We start from the raw sequence: 14,909 nt of genomic DNA, 5'->3' as shown, positions 1-14,909 counted from the left end.
ATGATGAAGAACCGTAAATTCCAGATCGCCCTGATCATATTTTCCCTGACCGGCCAGATTGCCTGGGTTGTGGAGAATATGTATTTCAACGTGTTCATCTATAAGATGTTCCGGGCTTCCGCGTCGGATATTGCCCTGATGGTTACGGCCAGCGCGATTGCCGCGACGCTGACCACCATCCTGATGGGCGCCCTGTCCGACCGGATCGGGAAAAGAAAGATTTTCATGTGTGCCGGATACATTGCCTGGGGTATATCCATTATCTCCTTTGCCCTGATCCGAACGGATGTGATTTCCTCCCTGTTCGGCATGGTGACCGGTGCGGCAACTGTCGGAATCACGCTGACCATTATCATGGACTGCGTGATGACCTTCTTCGGATCCACGGCGAATGACGCGGCGTATAACGCGTGGCTGACTGACTCCACGGACGCCACCAACCGCGGGGCGGCTGAAGGCATCAACTCCATGATGCCCCTGATCTCCATCCTGGTGGTGTTCGGCGGATTCATGGGCTTTGACCTGGATCAGGCTTCCAGCTGGACTGCCATATACTGCATCATCGGCGGGCTGGTTCTGCTGATCGGCATCCTGGGTTTCTTCCTGGTGGATGAAGCCCCGGTCAGGAATCCGGACAGCCTGGGCTACTTTGCCACAATCCTGTACGGGTTCCGCCCGGCGGTGATCCGGAAAAACGCCGTGCTGTATTTTTCCATGGCGGCCTTCATTATCTTCAACATCTCCATTCAGATTTACATGCCCTACCTGATTATCTACTATGAGCAGACGCTGGGTATGGCGGACTACGTGCTGATTATGGCGCCGGCTATTATCCTGGCCGCGGCTGTGACCTTCTTCTTCGGCAGGCTGATTGACCGTTTTGGATTCCGAAAGACAGTCCTTCCGGCTCTGTTCCTGCTGGCGCTGGGTTTTGTCCTGCTGTGGCTGGTGCCTTCTGTGATTCAGGCCGAGGGTATGGCGATGAAAATACCGGTGTTTATCGGCTCCTTCCTGATGATGTCCGGCTACCTGAGCGGCATGGCGGTATTCGGAACACAACTGCGTAATTACACGCCCAAGCATATGGCGGGCCGTTTCCAGGGACTGCGGATTCTTTCCCAGGTTCTGATTCCCGGCATCATCGGCCCGCAGATCGGCGCATGGGTACTCCGGAACGCGCCGACCATTTCCAACAGCGATGGAACGACCTCCTTCCTGCCAAGCGCGGACATCTTCCTGACAGCGCTGATTGTCCTGGTCATCCTGATTGCGGTGCTGTCCGCCTGGCTGCTTCATAACAAAAACGATGCGGAAAACTCCGCATCAATGGAAACCCGGGGGAACAGATGAAGTTTCTTTGGAAGTATCTGAAAAAGTATCAATGGATGATCCTGCTTGGCATGGGACTGAAGCTGGCCGGAACGCTGACCGAGCTTCTGATTCCCTATGTGATGGAGCATCTGCTGGACCATGTGGTGCCGCAAAAGGAGACGGCGCCGGTTTTGCTGTGGGGCGGGGCGATGATCCTGCTGGCCTGCGTGGTGCGGTTCCTGAACGTGACGGCAAACCGGAAAGCGGTATGGATCGCCAAGGAAAGCATTTTTACCATCCGGCGGGATTTGTTCCATTCCGCATTGAACCTGTCCGGTGGACAGACGGATGAAATCGGCCTGCCTTCCCTGATTTCCCGGATGACATCCGATACCTACAATGTGCAGAATTTTATCCGGGCTGCCCAGACGCTGGGTATCCGGGCGCCGATCATGCTGATCGGAGGTATCGTCATTACGCTGACTATGGATACAGGCCTGGCGCTGATTCTGTGCATCATGGCACCGATTATGATCGGCCTGGTGGTGTTTATCTCTTTCAAGGGCATTCCGCTGTATGATATGGTGCAGCGGGGGATGGATGATATTGTACGGATCATGCGGGAAAACATCTCCGGAATCCGGGTGGTGAAGGCGCTTTCCAAGGAACCCTTTGAGATGCGGCGCTTTGGAGAGGCAAATGACACGACTTCCCGGCGGGATATCAAGGCAAGTATCATTATGGCACTGCCGGGTCCGGTAGTAACGCTCTTCCTGAACATCGGCCTGACACTGATTGTTTTTATCGGCGCAAAACGGGTAAACGCGGGTGTGACCCAGCCCGGCGTGATCCTGGCTTTTCTGACATATTTCAATATGATCCTGATGGGCGTAATGGGCCTGAACCGCGTGTTCCTGATGCTCTCCAAGGCTAATGCTTCCGCGGCCCGTATCGCTGAGGCAACAGAGCAGCAGGAAGACCTGGCTGTGCTGCCTGCGGAGGAAGGGGCTACCACAGAACGGGAGGGTTATATTGTTTTCGATCACGTAACCTTCAGTTATGCCGGAGACGGGGGAAACGGACAGCAGAATGCGGCCGCCTTTGCAGGCTCTTCCAGGCAGCAGTGCCTGAAGGACGTGGATTTCACGATCCGGAAGGGCGGTTCCCTGGGCATTATCGGCGCCACGGGAAGCGGAAAAACCACGATTATCAACCTGCTGATGCGTTTTTACGATCCAGGTGAAGGGCATGTGTTTATTGACGGACAGGATGTGCGCACGATGGACCGGGATGCCCTGCGCCGCCGGTTTGGTACGGTGTTCCAGAATGATACGATCTTCGCCTCCAGTATCCGGGAGAATGTAGTATTCGGCCGGAACGTGGATGAGGAGCGGCTGCAGGAAGCCCTGAAAGATGCCATGGCAGCTGATTTTGTCAACCGGTATGAGGACGGGGCTGACCACATGGCAGCAATCCACGGCGGCAATTTCTCCGGCGGACAGAAGCAGCGGCTGCTGATTGCCCGGGCCGTGGCGGCGAAACCGGAGATTCTGATTCTTGATGATTCCTCCTCCGCACTGGATTACCGGACGGATGCCGAATTGCGAAAAGCCATCAGCAGCCGGTACGCCGGAACGACACTGATCGTCATTGCGCAGCGGGTTTCTTCCATCATGAACCTGGATGAAATCATTGTGCTGGATGAAGGAGAAATGATCGGCAAGGGAACGCATGAGGAACTGATGCGTGAATGCCCGGTTTACCGGGAGATCCAGCAAACCCAGATGGGGGAGGTGGAATAATGGCCAACAGAGATTCCATTATGACCAAACCCAAGGACTCAAAGGGAGCCTTTATGCGCTTGCTGTCCTATCTGGGCGCGTTCAAAGCACTGATCCTGCTGGTGGCGGTGCTGTGTCTGATCAGCAATGTACTGAGCCTGTGGGGACCGACGCTGGCCGGATCCGCGATTAATGAGGCGGCGGCAGGAATAAACAAGGTGAACTTCGAAAAGGTCGCCTACTATGCGGTCCGGATGCTGGCAGTATACGTGAGCTCTTCCCTGATCACCATCCTGATTCATATGATTATGGTGAATGTTTCCAAACGTGTGGGCCGGAAGATGCGGCAGGACGTGTTTGACAAGCTGATGCGGCTGCCGGTGGGCTTTTTTGACCGGAACCAGGCGGGAGATATCATCAGCCGGGTATCCTATGACGTGGACGTGATCAGCACCTGTATGGCCACGGATGTGGCGGCAATCCTGACCAGTGTGGTGACGGTAGCCGGCGCACTGATCATGATGGTCCGGATATCCCCGGTACTGAGCCTGGTGACGTTGGTAACGGTGCCTGCTTCCATCGTGTTCACCGCCCACATGCGAAAGAAGACCCAGCCCCGGTTTGTGAAACGGTCCAGGTCCTACGGAGCGATGAACGGATTTGTGGAAGAGCAGCTGTCCGGGCAGAAGACCATCCAGGCCTATGCCTATGAGGACCAGATTGACGATAAATATGAGGATATCAACCACCAGGCCGCGGAAGCGTATTATGACGCGGATTCCCTGGCGGCAACCATCGGTCCGACGATCGGCTTTATCAACAATATCGGACTGAGCCTGATTACCCTGCTGGGATCGGTGCTGTATATGAACGGGGCCATCGGGTTGGGAAACATCTCTTCTTTTGTGCTGTATTCCCGGAAATTTTCCGGTCCGATCAACGAAGTAGCGAACATCATCAACGAACTCTTCTCCGCACTGGCGGCGGCGGAACGGGTATTCGGCCTGCTGGATCAGCCGGAAGAGCTGAAGGATGCAGAGGGTGCCCGGACGCTGACGGACGTGGAAGGCAACGTGGCGCTGAATAAGGTGTCCTTTGGTTATGACCCGGACCGGACCATTATCCACGATCTTTCCATGCGGGCGGATGCAGGAAAGCTGACGGCTATCGTAGGCCCTACCGGCGCCGGCAAAACAACGATCATCAACCTGTTGATGCGTTTTTACGACGTGGACAGCGGCAGCGTGACCGTGGACGGACAGGACGTAAGGGAGCTGACCCGGAGAAGCCTGCGGTCCGCTTATGCCATGGTGCTGCAGGACACCTGGGTGTTCCGGGGCACGATCTTTGACAATATAGCCTACGGCAAGGAAAACGCCACGATGGATGAGGTGGTGGCCGCGGCGAAGGCCGCCCATATCCATCCGTTTATCATGCGGCTGCCGGAAGGATACCAGACAGTAATCAGCGAGGACGGCGGCAACATTTCGAAGGGACAGAAGCAGCTGCTGACGATCGCCCGGGCAATGCTGTATACCTCCAATATGCTGATCCTGGATGAGGCAACCTCCAACGTGGATACTTCCACAGAACGGGAGATCCAGCGGGCTATGCGAAAGCTGATGACAGGGCGGACGTGCTTTGTAATCGCCCACCGGCTATCCACAATCCGGAACGCTGACAATATCCTGGTAGTAAACCAGGGAGACGTTGTGGAGCAAGGGACGCATGACGAACTGATGCAGGCGCGGGGGTTCTACTACCGTCTGTACCGTGCGCAGTTTGAATAAAAAATGCTTGACATGTGTCTTTTGGTAAGTTATAGTGATCACAATTAAAAAAGAAAGGAGGTTCTTCGCATGGTTAACTTCATGAATGTAAAACGGTTTACAGCTACCGTTAAAACTGTAAAACACATCCGTAATGGCAATACATCCGACCATACGAAGAACCAACCGGAATAACTTCCGGCGTCTGTTTTCATATGATCGGCCGCTTGTCCATAACGGATAAGCGGTTTTTTGCTGCGTAAAAAAGAATACAGGGGGTGGTCGGGATGATCTATATAACGTACGGAGATATCCCGGAAGACAAACAGGAAACAAGCAATGAAACTGCATGTACCGGTACCTTTGGAGAGATGGGCTTCAGGTGCTGTGAACAGGACAGAACAAACGAAGAAAGGAGATAAAAGGCAATGGTTTTTGACAGGAATACAGTTTTTGCACTGACAGAAAAAAGCCAAAAAGGACAGGAACCGGAGCAGATGAGCCGGTATACTGCCAACGTTACAGAAAAAGCAGAAGAGACGCGCGGGAGGGGGTATCTGAATACCCGAAGGAAGCCGCGCCGCAAAAGGAAGGAATATTTATGGAAAAGAATATACAGATACATGAAATGCTGCCCGGGAATCTGTACGCCGGCAATCTCTGGCAGAAGGAAATGGTGGAAAACACAATACTCCGGCGTGATGAGCCTTACTATATGACCGTTTCCGGTGAGACTTTCTACACCGGAAATGAGGGAGAACCCGTGGAAAAGAAGATCCGCAGGGGCTTTTTCAGCCGGATTTTCCGGCGGGAAACCAAACAAAAGGAGAGGATAAGCGTTTGGAAGAAAAGTATCGCGTAATCCTGGTCCACAGGGACCGATACCTGGTCAGGAACGGGGCAAAAGAGCTTTACTGCGTGCTGACCGGGAGCCTGCGATACCGTGATGAATATCCGGTTGCGGGCGATTATGTGGAAATTACGGAGAATCCGTTCGGCGACAGCCTGATCCGGGCGATCCTGCCCCGGCGGACGGTGTTTTACCGTCCGGACCGGGGCGGGCACGCTGACGGATTCGCAAAAACCATTCAGGTGCAGCCGCTGATCGCCAATATGGATTATGTGTTTATTATCACATCCCTGAACCAGGATTTCAGCCTGAACCGGATCGCACGATATGCTTCCATGATAACGGCCGGAGGCGCTGTGCCGGTGGCCGTGCTGACCAAGGCAGACCAGTGTGCGGACGTTGAAGAAAAGGAACGGGAAACCGCCACGCTGAGCGGGCAGATGGAGGCTGTGGCAGTAAGCTCCTATACGGGCTTCGGCCTGGAACGGCTGCAGAAGTATTTTATCCCGGGAACGACGATTGCCCTGCTGGGGTCCTCCGGCGCGGGGAAATCCACCCTGATCAATACGCTGGCAGGGAAAGAGGTTATGCGCACCGGGGAAATCCGGGAAACGGACTCCAAGGGAAGGCATACAACCACACACCGGGAAATCATCGAAATCAACGGAGTGAGCTTCATAGACACTCCCGGACTGCGGGAACTGGGGATGGTTGCAGCAGAGGAAGGCATCAGCGGTACATTCAGTGATATTGCTGATCTGATCAGCCAGTGTGCCTTTTCCGATTGTACACACCGCAGCGAACCCGGATGCGCTGTTCGCAGTGCGCTGGCGGACGGCACGCTTTCTCCCGAACGCTGGGAACTGTATAATCGTCTTGAACGGGAAAATAACTGGAGCAAAATCAAAAAGAATGAAAAGATGATGAATATTGCCATGGACAAGCGCAAACAACGGAAACACAGTGAGTGGAAGGGGAGATGACTATTGAAGAAAACCGAAGAACAGGCTATTGCTTTATACGTGTTGGATAACTGTGATATCAAACCAATCTCCGGACATCCGGGCGGACGTAACAGGATTCTGATCTGCAGCAAGGACGGGGAGAAGAGATATGTGCTCCGCATTTCAGAACTGGGTGACAGGAGGGAGGAAGACTACCTTGCGGAAACAGAGTTTGTGCATTACCTGGCACAGAACGGCGCGCCGGTGGCGGATGTGATACCATCTGTTCACGGCAGGATGGTTGAATGCGTTGAGAAGGATGGACAGAAGATCTATCTCAGCCTGTTTGCCTACGCAAAAGGAATGCTGCTGTGTGACAATGGCTACCGTTACCGGGAGGGAGCACCTCTTGAAGAATACTTCTATAACACCGGCAAGGCGCTCGGTGTGATCCACAGGTTGTCCAGGGAGTTCAAACCGGTGCACCGGCGCCCGGAATTCTTTGATAAATACAACCGGGATTATATTGACCGCCTGATTCCGGATTCCTATGCGGAACTGAAGGATGCCATTAACAGACGGCTGGATGAATTCGGGAAACTGCCCATGGACGCGGGAAACTACGGGCTGATTCATTTCGATTTCTGCGACGGGAATTACCATGTGGACATGAATACCGGCGATATTACTGTGTTCGATTTTGACAACTGTATTTACTGCTGGTATATGTTCGACCTGGCCCACGTCTGGACTCACGGCATTGGCTGGTTCCGGCATGAGCCGGCTCCGAAAAAACGCATGGCATATATGAAATGGTACTTTGATACAGTGCTGGAGGGATACAGAAGCGAAACGGACGTATCCGAGGAGATGCTGGAGAAGCTCCCCCTGTTCATTGACATGACGCTGATCGAATCCATCGTTGACGAGTTTGAATGCTGTGCGCGGGAAGAGGAAGAACCGGAGGAAGAAGACATCGGGGAAGCGACGGAATGCCTGATCCATGATATTCCCTATGCCGGTTTTGGGGCGGAATAACGCACGAAGGTGGAAGCAAAGCAAATGAGCACCGCATTGCGGTGCTCATTGACATCCTGTTGCGATTAATCCTGCAGGGCGAGCTCGGCTGCCCTGACCGCATGGATTTCAGTTGTGTCAAAAATCTTCAGGGCAGAGTATTCCTGCTGAACAAGCAGGCCGATTTCCGTGCATCCGAGAATGACGGCTTCCGCACCTTTCTCCTTCAGACCGGCAATGATACGGCTGAATTCGGCGCGTGACTCCTCCCTGATTTGGCCCACACACAGTTCCTGATAGATTACGCTGTTGACGATTTCCACGTCTTTTTCGTCAGGAATCAGCACATCGAACCCCCGGGCGATCAGCCTGGATTTGTAGAAATCCTGGGCCATTGTATATTTTGTTCCGAGCAGGGCGACCTTCCTGACGTGGGCTTCTTCCAGCCTGTCGGCTGTCGCATCCGCAATATGGATAACGGGAACGGAAATCCCGGCCTGAATCTGATCAGCTACCTTGTGCATGGTATTGGTGCAGATGACGATAAAGTCCGCTCCGGCGGCTTCCAGCTTTTTCGCCGCATCTCCCAGAATGTCCGCGCTTTTGTCCCATTGACCAGTGGCCTGGCATTCCTCAATCTCAGCGAATTCAACGCTGTAAAGAATGATCCTGGCAGAGTGCAGACCACCGAGCATTTCCTTAACCTTTTCGTTGATGATCCTGTAGTAGGGAATGGTGCTTTCCCAGCTCATTCCGCCGATTAATCCGATTGTTTTCATTTACTTTTCCTCTTGTCTGTTTGTCAGGGTGAACTCGATTTCATCGAGTCCCTCTGTGATATTGTTTCTGTTTCCTGTTTCCCTGAAACCCATCCGGCAGTACAACCTTTTCGCATTCACATTGTTTTCAAGGATCCATAGCGTGGGCGTATCCGGACAGAGACTGACGGCATATTTCAGGAGAATGGTTCCATAGCCTTTGTTCTGCCGGCCCGGAAGAATATACAGGTCCTCAATCAGACTGCCGGTCAGGCTGACAATTCCGACAGGCTCATCTTCCAGCAGCATGTATATTTTGCTGCCCTGCCTGATTTTTTCTGACAGGTACTCCAGCTGATGTTCCGGAGTATGCAGGGCAATAAAGTCCGCAGAACAGAAGGAGCGGTGTGAATCCTGCCAGGAGACAGAATGGATTTCAGCAGCCTGATAAAGGTTTGACTGATCTACAGGAACAATCATACGACATCCTCCCCGGAAACGGTTTTTGCTGTCCAGTCCTCATAGGCTTTTTCCCAGGTGTCCATGGTGTATGGCCTGCGGAAATCACCGATTTTCCGGGCATACTGTTCCGCATGCTGCAGGAAGAAGGCCATGTGTTCCCGGGCGGTGAGAAGCTCCCTGAGGATCACACGGCTCCAGATATTTGCCTCAGTGAACTGGGCGGTGGTTCTCAGCAGTTCCGCATACTGCTGCTTGTCAAAGGGAACCCTGATCTCTTCAACTTTCACAGTTCCGTTTTCTGCAATATCTATCATGGTGTAAGAAACTGTGTCCCTGATTCCGTCCAGGGGCAGACCGCAGGATCCGGGGTTGGCAAGCCAGGTGTTCCGGCCATGGGCTTTGTAACTCCACTGCACATGGGTGTGACCGAAAAGATAAATACCTTCTTCCAGTCCGGACAGGCGGTTCTGAAAGTCTGTATCCTGATCCCAGAGACCATGGATATCATGTAAAAGTAATTCCGGTGTGATTTGAGTCTGCGCGTATTTTCTCGCGAGAACGGCAGATCCGCACTGTTCCATTTCACAGTCTCCGATCCAGCCGGCGGAAGCGTGCGCAACATGGATGTGCACACCGCTGCGGGTGAAATCCAGGGTATGCGGCAGCTCCATCAGATACCGGAGATTATCAGGACTGATGTTCCTGAAACACCAGTAGGAGATCTGCATCTGGCCGTCTGTCCAGCCGCTCTGGTCTTTGCCGATGAGATTCTCCAGATAGCGTTCTTCATTCCCTCGAATGATGTGTTTGTTTTCAATCCGCCGGATCACAGAGATGCACTCATCCGGCCAGGGACCGCTCAGGCAGTAGTCTCCGGCAAAAATGTACTCCGAGGCCCCCTGCTTTTCCGCGTCTGCAAGCACTGCGTTAAGGGCGGGCAGATTGCCGTGAATATCCGAAATAACAGCGATCTTCATGTTTCCTGTTTTCCCTGGGCGGCCTGACGGATCGGCTTTCCGATTTTCATTTCCCGGCGCCAGTCAGGTGCTTCACCATCATCGGCCCAGTATTCGTCCATTTCCGTGATTTTTTCATTTTCAATCCGGAGGAAGCTGACAACATGAAAGGACATACTCCTGTCAACCGGATAAACCCGGCCGGCCAGGATGACGGTGTTTCCGGTCTTTTCAACGCGTTCAATCTCTCCGTTCCAGTCATTGGGATAATCACAGTTGACCCGGACGTATTCTTCCACTGTAAACTGCTCGTTGGAACAATGCCAGCGAATGACAGCATCATCCCGAAACCAGGAAGACAAGTGCTCCCTGTTCTGGGACAGGACGTCCTGCCAGAATGCTTTGTAATCCATACTTTTCTCCCTGCTTATGCCTGCTTTGTATCGATCCAGACCAGCACACGCTCATCTGTCTGCTCTGTGATGACGCCGCCGTTGGCCAGCGCAACAGCCTGGGATGCCTTGTTGTCCAGGTGAATGGTAACCAGCACTTTGTCGATTCCCCGGTGATACGCTTCGCCGATGAGCAGCCGCAGAAGCTCTTTTCCGTAGCCTTTGCCGCGGTATTGCGGGGCAATGCCGTAGCCGATATGACCGCCGGCTTTCCGCAGGGCATCGGTCAGGCAATGCCTCAGCTTGCCAAAGCCGACCGGTACTCCGTCCGCGTACAGCCAGTAGGTTGTGGAGGGAACCTTCCAGCCGTCGACGATGCCGTCCATTTCAGACTCCTGCTGTTTTTTGATCAGCCAGTCTTTATATTCCTCAAAGGTCATACCGTTGACTTTGTTCTGCAGCCCGTTCTCATCCAGGGGAATATCCTGCAGCATCTGGTATACATCCATTCCGTCATTGACGGACAGTTTCCTGAGTTCCGGCATAATCGCTACGCTCCTTTTTCACACCGGCCGGTAGCTGTCCTTCTCCACGGCATCGTACAGGTCACGCTGCATTCTGCCTTCGAAGTAAGCTTTCAGCTCCAGGTTCCGGTCCCATTTTCCCTGATTATATATTCCGTAACGCCGTTTGACATCAGACATCCGATCCACAATATCCATGACGCCTTCCGCTCCGGAAATGGCATCGCACAGCTGGATCAGGCGGTCATAATCATCTGGGATGATTTCTGCAAGCTTTGAGCGGATCAGGGCAGTTTCTTCCTCCGAGGTGTCTATTTTTCCGATGTAGCCTTCAAATTTCATTTCATTGAAGGAGTGGGTCAGGCAAATCCTGGCGGCGTCCGGGTAATCCAGGCTCATCATATAGGTGTAACCGTCAGAAACATGGCCCAGGTGCCGGACACCGAACCTCCGGCCGATATCGTGAAGCAGCCCCAGTATGTACGCTTTTTCCGGACAAAGGCCGGCATAAAGGGCAATCTTTTCCGCACAGTGGGCCGCAGTGCGGCTGTGATTGCCCCAGGGGCCGGGGTTGCACTGTTCCGCTTCCGCCAGGAGCTTTTCCGCTTCCGCACGATCAGGATACCTGCCCTTGCCGGGATTAGCGATCCGGACATAATAGTGTTCTTCGTCTTCAGCCACAACGCGTCCGCCGTTTTTAAGCATAATTCGCAGGGAAGCGGGATTATTCCGGAGGACCCGCAGGTAAATTTCCTCTTCCGGAACAATACTGCGCGCTTCCTTCAGCGTCAGGCGAAGGCCTTCCGTACCGTATCCTTTTCCACGGAAAGGCTTCGCAATGAACTGGCCGATATGACCGGCGCCGGTCCGCAGGGATTCGCACAGGTAATGGCGGATCCGGAACTGGCCGACGATGGTATCGTCATCCCAGAGAAAGAAGAAGGTTTCCGGCACATAGCCTTCCGGCAGGCCTTTGCCTTCGGAAAAGGCGATCATCTCCGGCAGAGCCTTTTCTTCAAAATCCTGCCGGGATACGTTGTACCAGGCGTTAGTCAGTCCGTTCTCATCCTCGGGCATATCCTTCACGAACAGCCATTCCTTTTCAAGATCTTCCGTGCAGGCTTTTTTCAGGTGAATCATACGCTGCTCCTTTATTCATTCTATGGGAGAATGGGCAATGAACATGCCGTATTCCTTTGGGATCCTGAGGACACCTTCTGTCATATGCGCCGCCAGGACGGAACGAACCGTCTCCCGCGGGAGGCTTCGCAGGTCTGACATGCCGGAGAGGGAATAGATGTAGTCTACCATATCCTCCACATTGGTGACGGCGAGGGAGTCTTCGTATAAATCCTGCCGGACGTCTGCGAAAAAGGAACTCAGTTTTTCCGCTCCGTTCTGCAGGGTGAAAGCGGCATTGATGCCGGTTTCAACAGGCCGGTCACTGAAGAGGCTGCCGATATATTCCATCATCCCGTGTTCGCCGAAAGTGGCACAGAAGAAAGTGCCGTCTTTTTTCAGCACCCGGCTGACTTCCCGCAGCCCCCTGGCGAGATCCGGCACATGATAAAGCATCATGTTGGCGATAACCGCATCGAAAGAGTGATCCGGATACGGAATATCCTGGATATCGATGACACGGTATTCAATTCCGGCTTCATCCTGCAGGGTTTCCTTTGCCTGCCCAAGCATACCTTCCGAAAAGTCCGAAAGGATCAGCCGGGAACAGCGGCTGATCAGTTCTCCCTGATCTTTCCACATATCGCCTGTTCCGCAGCCAAGCTCCAGCACGGAAGCGTTTGCCGGAAATTGATAGTGGGAAGAAATCCAGCAGCCGAACCCCTGCTTGTTGGTGGAATACTTAGTGTGTATCGAAATCCTGGTGTTCAGCTTTTCCGAGGTGCCGTACTGTTTGGCCAGGACACTTGAATTAATGAGCTGATTCAATGTATTGTTCCTCCGTGAAGTGATGGCGCCGTCAGGACAACGGTGCTATTACCGGAGAGTATACCATTAATCCGCCTGAAGGGACAGTAAAGAATTTGTAAACAGGTTCCTTTTCAAGGCGGAATTTCACCGGTATAATGAGGATGCTCCTAAAGAACGGGGCGGTTCATACAGGCGTGAAGAAATATGATTTCTTTCCGTTTGACTGCGGATATATGAAGATTACCCTGTAAACAAGGATACAAGAGCAGAAAGGCAACCAGATGATCATCCAGGAAACCAGGGAAAAGCTGAGCAGCCTGCAGGATTTGAAATATCGGGATATGCAGGTTCGGATTATCCCGTCAGTGAAACCGGAAAGCATTATCGGTGTACGGACACCGGAACTGCGGAAGATGGCAAAAGAGCTGGCACAGTCCCAGGAGATCGGCGTTTTCCTGGAGAATCTGCCGCATAAGTTTTTTGAGGAAAACCAGCTGCACGCATTCATTGTTTCCGGAATGAAAGATTATAGGGAATGCCTTGGCACGCTGAACCGGTTCCTGCCCTATGTGGATAACTGGGCAACCTGTGACCAGATGTCGCCCCGCGTGTTCAAAAAGCACCGGCCGGAGTTGATGGAAAGCATCCGGGGATGGCTCGGCTCGGCGGAAACATACACGATCCGGTTCGGAATCGGAATGCTGATGGAACACTACCTAGACGAGGATTATAATCCGGCCTGTCCGGAGATGGTGGCTGCCGTCAGGTCGGAGGAATACTATGTCAATATGATGATTGCCTGGTATTTCGCCACTGCGCTGGCCAAGCAGTATGAGGCAGTGCTTCCTTTTATCACGGAGCACCGGCTGGATACCTGGACGCATAACAAGGCAATCCAGAAAGCTATTGAAAGTTTCCGGATTACACCGGAACAGAAAGAATACCTGAAATCTCTGAAAAACAGGAGTAGGTAAAAATGATCAGACTGGAAGAAATCAACGGAAAGAATGTCTGGGACATTCTGAAACTGAAAGTCGGCGAAAGCCAGAAGGAATTTGTGGCATCGAACGACGTCAGCATTATTGAAGCCTATATCGCGGTGACCCATCACGGGAAAGCTTTTCCCTTCGGGATCTATGACGGGGATACTCCTGTGGGCTTCTGTATGATCGGCTTCGGCGCGGATGACGACTGGGAGGACGCACCGGCTGTGGCTAAAGACAATTACAATCTCTGGCGGTTCATGATTGATGAACGGTATCAGGGGAAGGGCTACGGCAGGGCGGCTATGGAACTGATTCTGGACTATATCGGCAGTGAACCCTGCGGCCCGGCAGAATGCTGCTGGCTGTCCTATGAACCTGAAAATGAAAGGGCCAAAGCCCTGTATGCTTCCTTCGGCTTCCGGGAAACGGGAGAGTTTGACGGCGAGGAAGTCATTGCGGTGCTGAAACTGCAGCCCGGCGACGTCAAGGATGAGATCATTGAGAAGTATGTAAACCGCTCCGCGGAAATCCTGAAGGAAAAGCTGACGGGTATATACCTGCACGGCTCTGCGGCCATGGGCTGCTATCAGCCGAAGAAGAGCGACCTGGATTTTATGGTGGTGGTCAATAAGACGCTGACAGACGCCGAGAAACGTGAATACATGGACATGGTGCTTGAGCTGGACGCGGAAGGCCCGGCCAAGGGAATTGAAATGAGCATCGTTACAAAAGACGTCTGTGATCCCTTCGTTTACCCGACGCCATTCATCCTGCATTATTCCAGGAGACATACAGAATGGTACCGGACAAATCCGGACGATTATATCCGGAAGATGAACGGCACCGACAAAGACCTGGCTGCGCACTTTACCGTGATCCGGGGCAGGGGAATCTGCCTGTACGGCCAGCTGGTGGAGGAGGTTTTCGGCGAGGTGCCGGAAAAGGACTATCTGGATTCCATCTGGGATGACGTGTCCGGAGCCGGGGAGGAAATCGCTGATAATCCCATGTACCTGATCCTGAACCTGACGAGGGTCCTGGGGTACCTGAAGGAAAAAGAAGTCCTGTCCAAGCAGGAAGGCGGAACCTGGGGACTGAAGAACCTGCCGGGGAAATACCATCCGCTGATCCTGACTGCCCTGGACGAATATGAGAACGGGGCGGAGGTCCGGTATGATCCGGAACTTGCACGGGACTACGCAGCCTATATGCTGAGACAGATTACACGCG

The 14,909-nt window shown here is 53.1% G+C and carries 14 protein-coding genes and 2 pseudogenes; 9 read left to right on the top strand and 7 right to left on the bottom strand.

Going from position 1 to position 14,909, the window contains the following annotated elements; translation table 11 throughout:
* The 6 genes from JRC49_05040 to JRC49_05015 all read left to right on the top strand — a co-directional run bounded on the left by JRC49_05040 (position 1) and on the right by JRC49_05015 (position 7,693).
* On the top strand, positions 1-1,350 hold the full coding sequence (locus JRC49_05040) for an MFS transporter (GenBank protein QTE72184.1): 1,350 nt from the start codon (positions 1-3) through the stop codon (positions 1,348-1,350).
* The gene (locus JRC49_05035; GenBank protein QTE72183.1) at positions 1,347-3,113 is read left to right on the top strand and encodes an ABC transporter ATP-binding protein; all 1,767 of its coding nucleotides are present in this window, start codon (positions 1,347-1,349) and stop codon (positions 3,111-3,113) included. Before JRC49_05040 ends, JRC49_05035 begins: the two co-directional genes overlap by 4 nt.
* Entirely contained in the window at positions 3,062-4,882 is a 1,821-nt protein-coding gene (locus JRC49_05030) for an ABC transporter ATP-binding protein (protein ID QTE72182.1), read from the top strand. The genes JRC49_05035 and JRC49_05030 overlap by 52 nt, the downstream gene beginning before the upstream one ends.
* Positions 4,883-5,462: 580 nt before the next feature.
* Entirely contained in the window at positions 5,463-5,723 is a 261-nt protein-coding gene (locus JRC49_05025; protein QTE72181.1) for a hypothetical protein, read from the top strand.
* On the top strand, positions 5,702-6,694 hold the full coding sequence (rsgA, locus tag JRC49_05020) for a ribosome small subunit-dependent GTPase A (protein QTE72180.1): 993 nt from the start codon (positions 5,702-5,704) through the stop codon (positions 6,692-6,694). The genes JRC49_05025 and rsgA overlap by 22 nt, the downstream gene beginning before the upstream one ends.
* A 3-nt stretch (positions 6,695-6,697) precedes the next feature.
* Positions 6,698-7,693, top strand: a complete 996-nt coding sequence (locus tag JRC49_05015) for a phosphotransferase (GenBank protein ID QTE72179.1) — start codon at positions 6,698-6,700, stop codon at positions 7,691-7,693.
* A 65-nt stretch (positions 7,694-7,758) separates the two neighbouring features.
* Here JRC49_05015 and JRC49_05010 read toward each other — a convergent pair whose 3' ends face one another.
* From JRC49_05010 to JRC49_04980, 7 genes are all read right to left on the bottom strand, one after another.
* A complete protein-coding gene (locus JRC49_05010) occupies positions 7,759-8,451 on the bottom strand; it encodes an aspartate/glutamate racemase family protein (protein QTE72178.1) in 693 nt (230 codons plus the stop codon).
* Entirely contained in the window at positions 8,452-8,910 is a 459-nt protein-coding gene (locus JRC49_05005) for a GNAT family N-acetyltransferase (GenBank protein QTE72177.1), read from the bottom strand.
* A complete protein-coding gene (locus tag JRC49_05000) occupies positions 8,907-9,869 on the bottom strand; it encodes a metallophosphoesterase family protein (GenBank protein ID QTE72176.1) in 963 nt (320 codons plus the stop codon). Before JRC49_05000 ends, JRC49_05005 begins: the two co-directional genes overlap by 4 nt.
* Complete coding sequence (locus JRC49_04995) at positions 9,866-10,261, bottom strand: nuclear transport factor 2 family protein (protein QTE72175.1); 396 nt, start codon at positions 10,259-10,261, stop codon at positions 9,866-9,868. Before JRC49_04995 ends, JRC49_05000 begins: the two co-directional genes overlap by 4 nt.
* Before the next feature lie 14 nt (positions 10,262-10,275).
* Positions 10,276-10,785 (bottom strand): GNAT family N-acetyltransferase, encoded by a 510-nt coding sequence (locus JRC49_04990; protein ID QTE72174.1) that lies wholly within the window; start codon positions 10,783-10,785, stop codon positions 10,276-10,278.
* An 18-nt stretch (positions 10,786-10,803) separates the two neighbouring features.
* Positions 10,804-11,469, bottom strand: a complete 666-nt coding sequence (locus JRC49_04985) for an HD domain-containing protein (protein QTE72799.1) — start codon at positions 11,467-11,469, stop codon at positions 10,804-10,806.
* Positions 11,470-11,919: 450 nt separating this feature from the next.
* Complete coding sequence (locus tag JRC49_04980; protein QTE72173.1) at positions 11,920-12,711, bottom strand: class I SAM-dependent methyltransferase; 792 nt, start codon at positions 12,709-12,711, stop codon at positions 11,920-11,922.
* 263 nt (positions 12,712-12,974) lie between these two features.
* On the opposite strand from JRC49_04980, the gene JRC49_04975 reads away from it, so the two are divergent.
* From JRC49_04975 to JRC49_04965, 3 genes and pseudogenes are all read left to right on the top strand, one after another.
* Positions 12,975-13,667: a DNA alkylation repair protein gene (locus JRC49_04975; GenBank protein ID QTE72172.1), complete on the top strand. Its 693-nt coding sequence runs from the start codon at positions 12,975-12,977 to the stop codon at positions 13,665-13,667.
* Positions 13,668-13,669: 2 nt separating this feature from the next.
* A pseudogene (locus JRC49_04970) lies at positions 13,670-14,149 on the top strand (GNAT family N-acetyltransferase).
* Positions 14,132-14,902 (top strand): annotated as a pseudogene (locus JRC49_04965) (DUF4111 domain-containing protein). The pseudogenes JRC49_04970 and JRC49_04965 overlap by 18 nt, the downstream one beginning before the upstream one ends.
* The last annotated feature ends 7 nt before the right edge of the window (positions 14,903-14,909 follow it).

It is taken from the genome of Clostridiales bacterium FE2011, from assembly GCA_017569305.1.
In the GTDB taxonomy this organism is placed as follows: domain Bacteria; phylum Bacillota; class Clostridia; order Christensenellales; family Aristaeellaceae; genus Aristaeella.
This window is presented reverse-complemented; position numbering and strand designations above follow the sequence as displayed.

Bases quoted from the DNA above. Each gene is read 5' to 3' on its own strand.
- JRC49_05035 (QTE72183.1), top strand. From the start codon at position 1,347: ATGAAGTTTCTTTGGAAGTATCTGAAAAAGTATCAATGGATGATCCTG.
- JRC49_04985 (QTE72799.1), bottom strand. From the start codon at position 11,469: ATGCTTAAAAACGGCGGACGCGTTGTGGCTGAAGACGAAGAACACTAT.
- JRC49_04990 (QTE72174.1), bottom strand. From the start codon at position 10,785: ATGCCGGAACTCAGGAAACTGTCCGTCAATGACGGAATGGATGTATAC.
- JRC49_05040 (QTE72184.1), top strand. From the start codon at position 1: ATGATGAAGAACCGTAAATTCCAGATCGCCCTGATCATATTTTCCCTG.
- JRC49_04975 (QTE72172.1), top strand. From the start codon at position 12,975: ATGATCATCCAGGAAACCAGGGAAAAGCTGAGCAGCCTGCAGGATTTG.
- JRC49_05000 (QTE72176.1), bottom strand. From the start codon at position 9,869: ATGAAGATCGCTGTTATTTCGGATATTCACGGCAATCTGCCCGCCCTT.
- JRC49_05005 (QTE72177.1), bottom strand. From the start codon at position 8,910: ATGATTGTTCCTGTAGATCAGTCAAACCTTTATCAGGCTGCTGAAATC.
- JRC49_05030 (QTE72182.1), top strand. From the start codon at position 3,062: ATGCCCGGTTTACCGGGAGATCCAGCAAACCCAGATGGGGGAGGTGGA.
- JRC49_05010 (QTE72178.1), bottom strand. From the start codon at position 8,451: ATGAAAACAATCGGATTAATCGGCGGAATGAGCTGGGAAAGCACCATT.
- JRC49_05025 (QTE72181.1), top strand. From the start codon at position 5,463: ATGGAAAAGAATATACAGATACATGAAATGCTGCCCGGGAATCTGTAC.
- JRC49_04995 (QTE72175.1), bottom strand. From the start codon at position 10,261: ATGGATTACAAAGCATTCTGGCAGGACGTCCTGTCCCAGAACAGGGAG.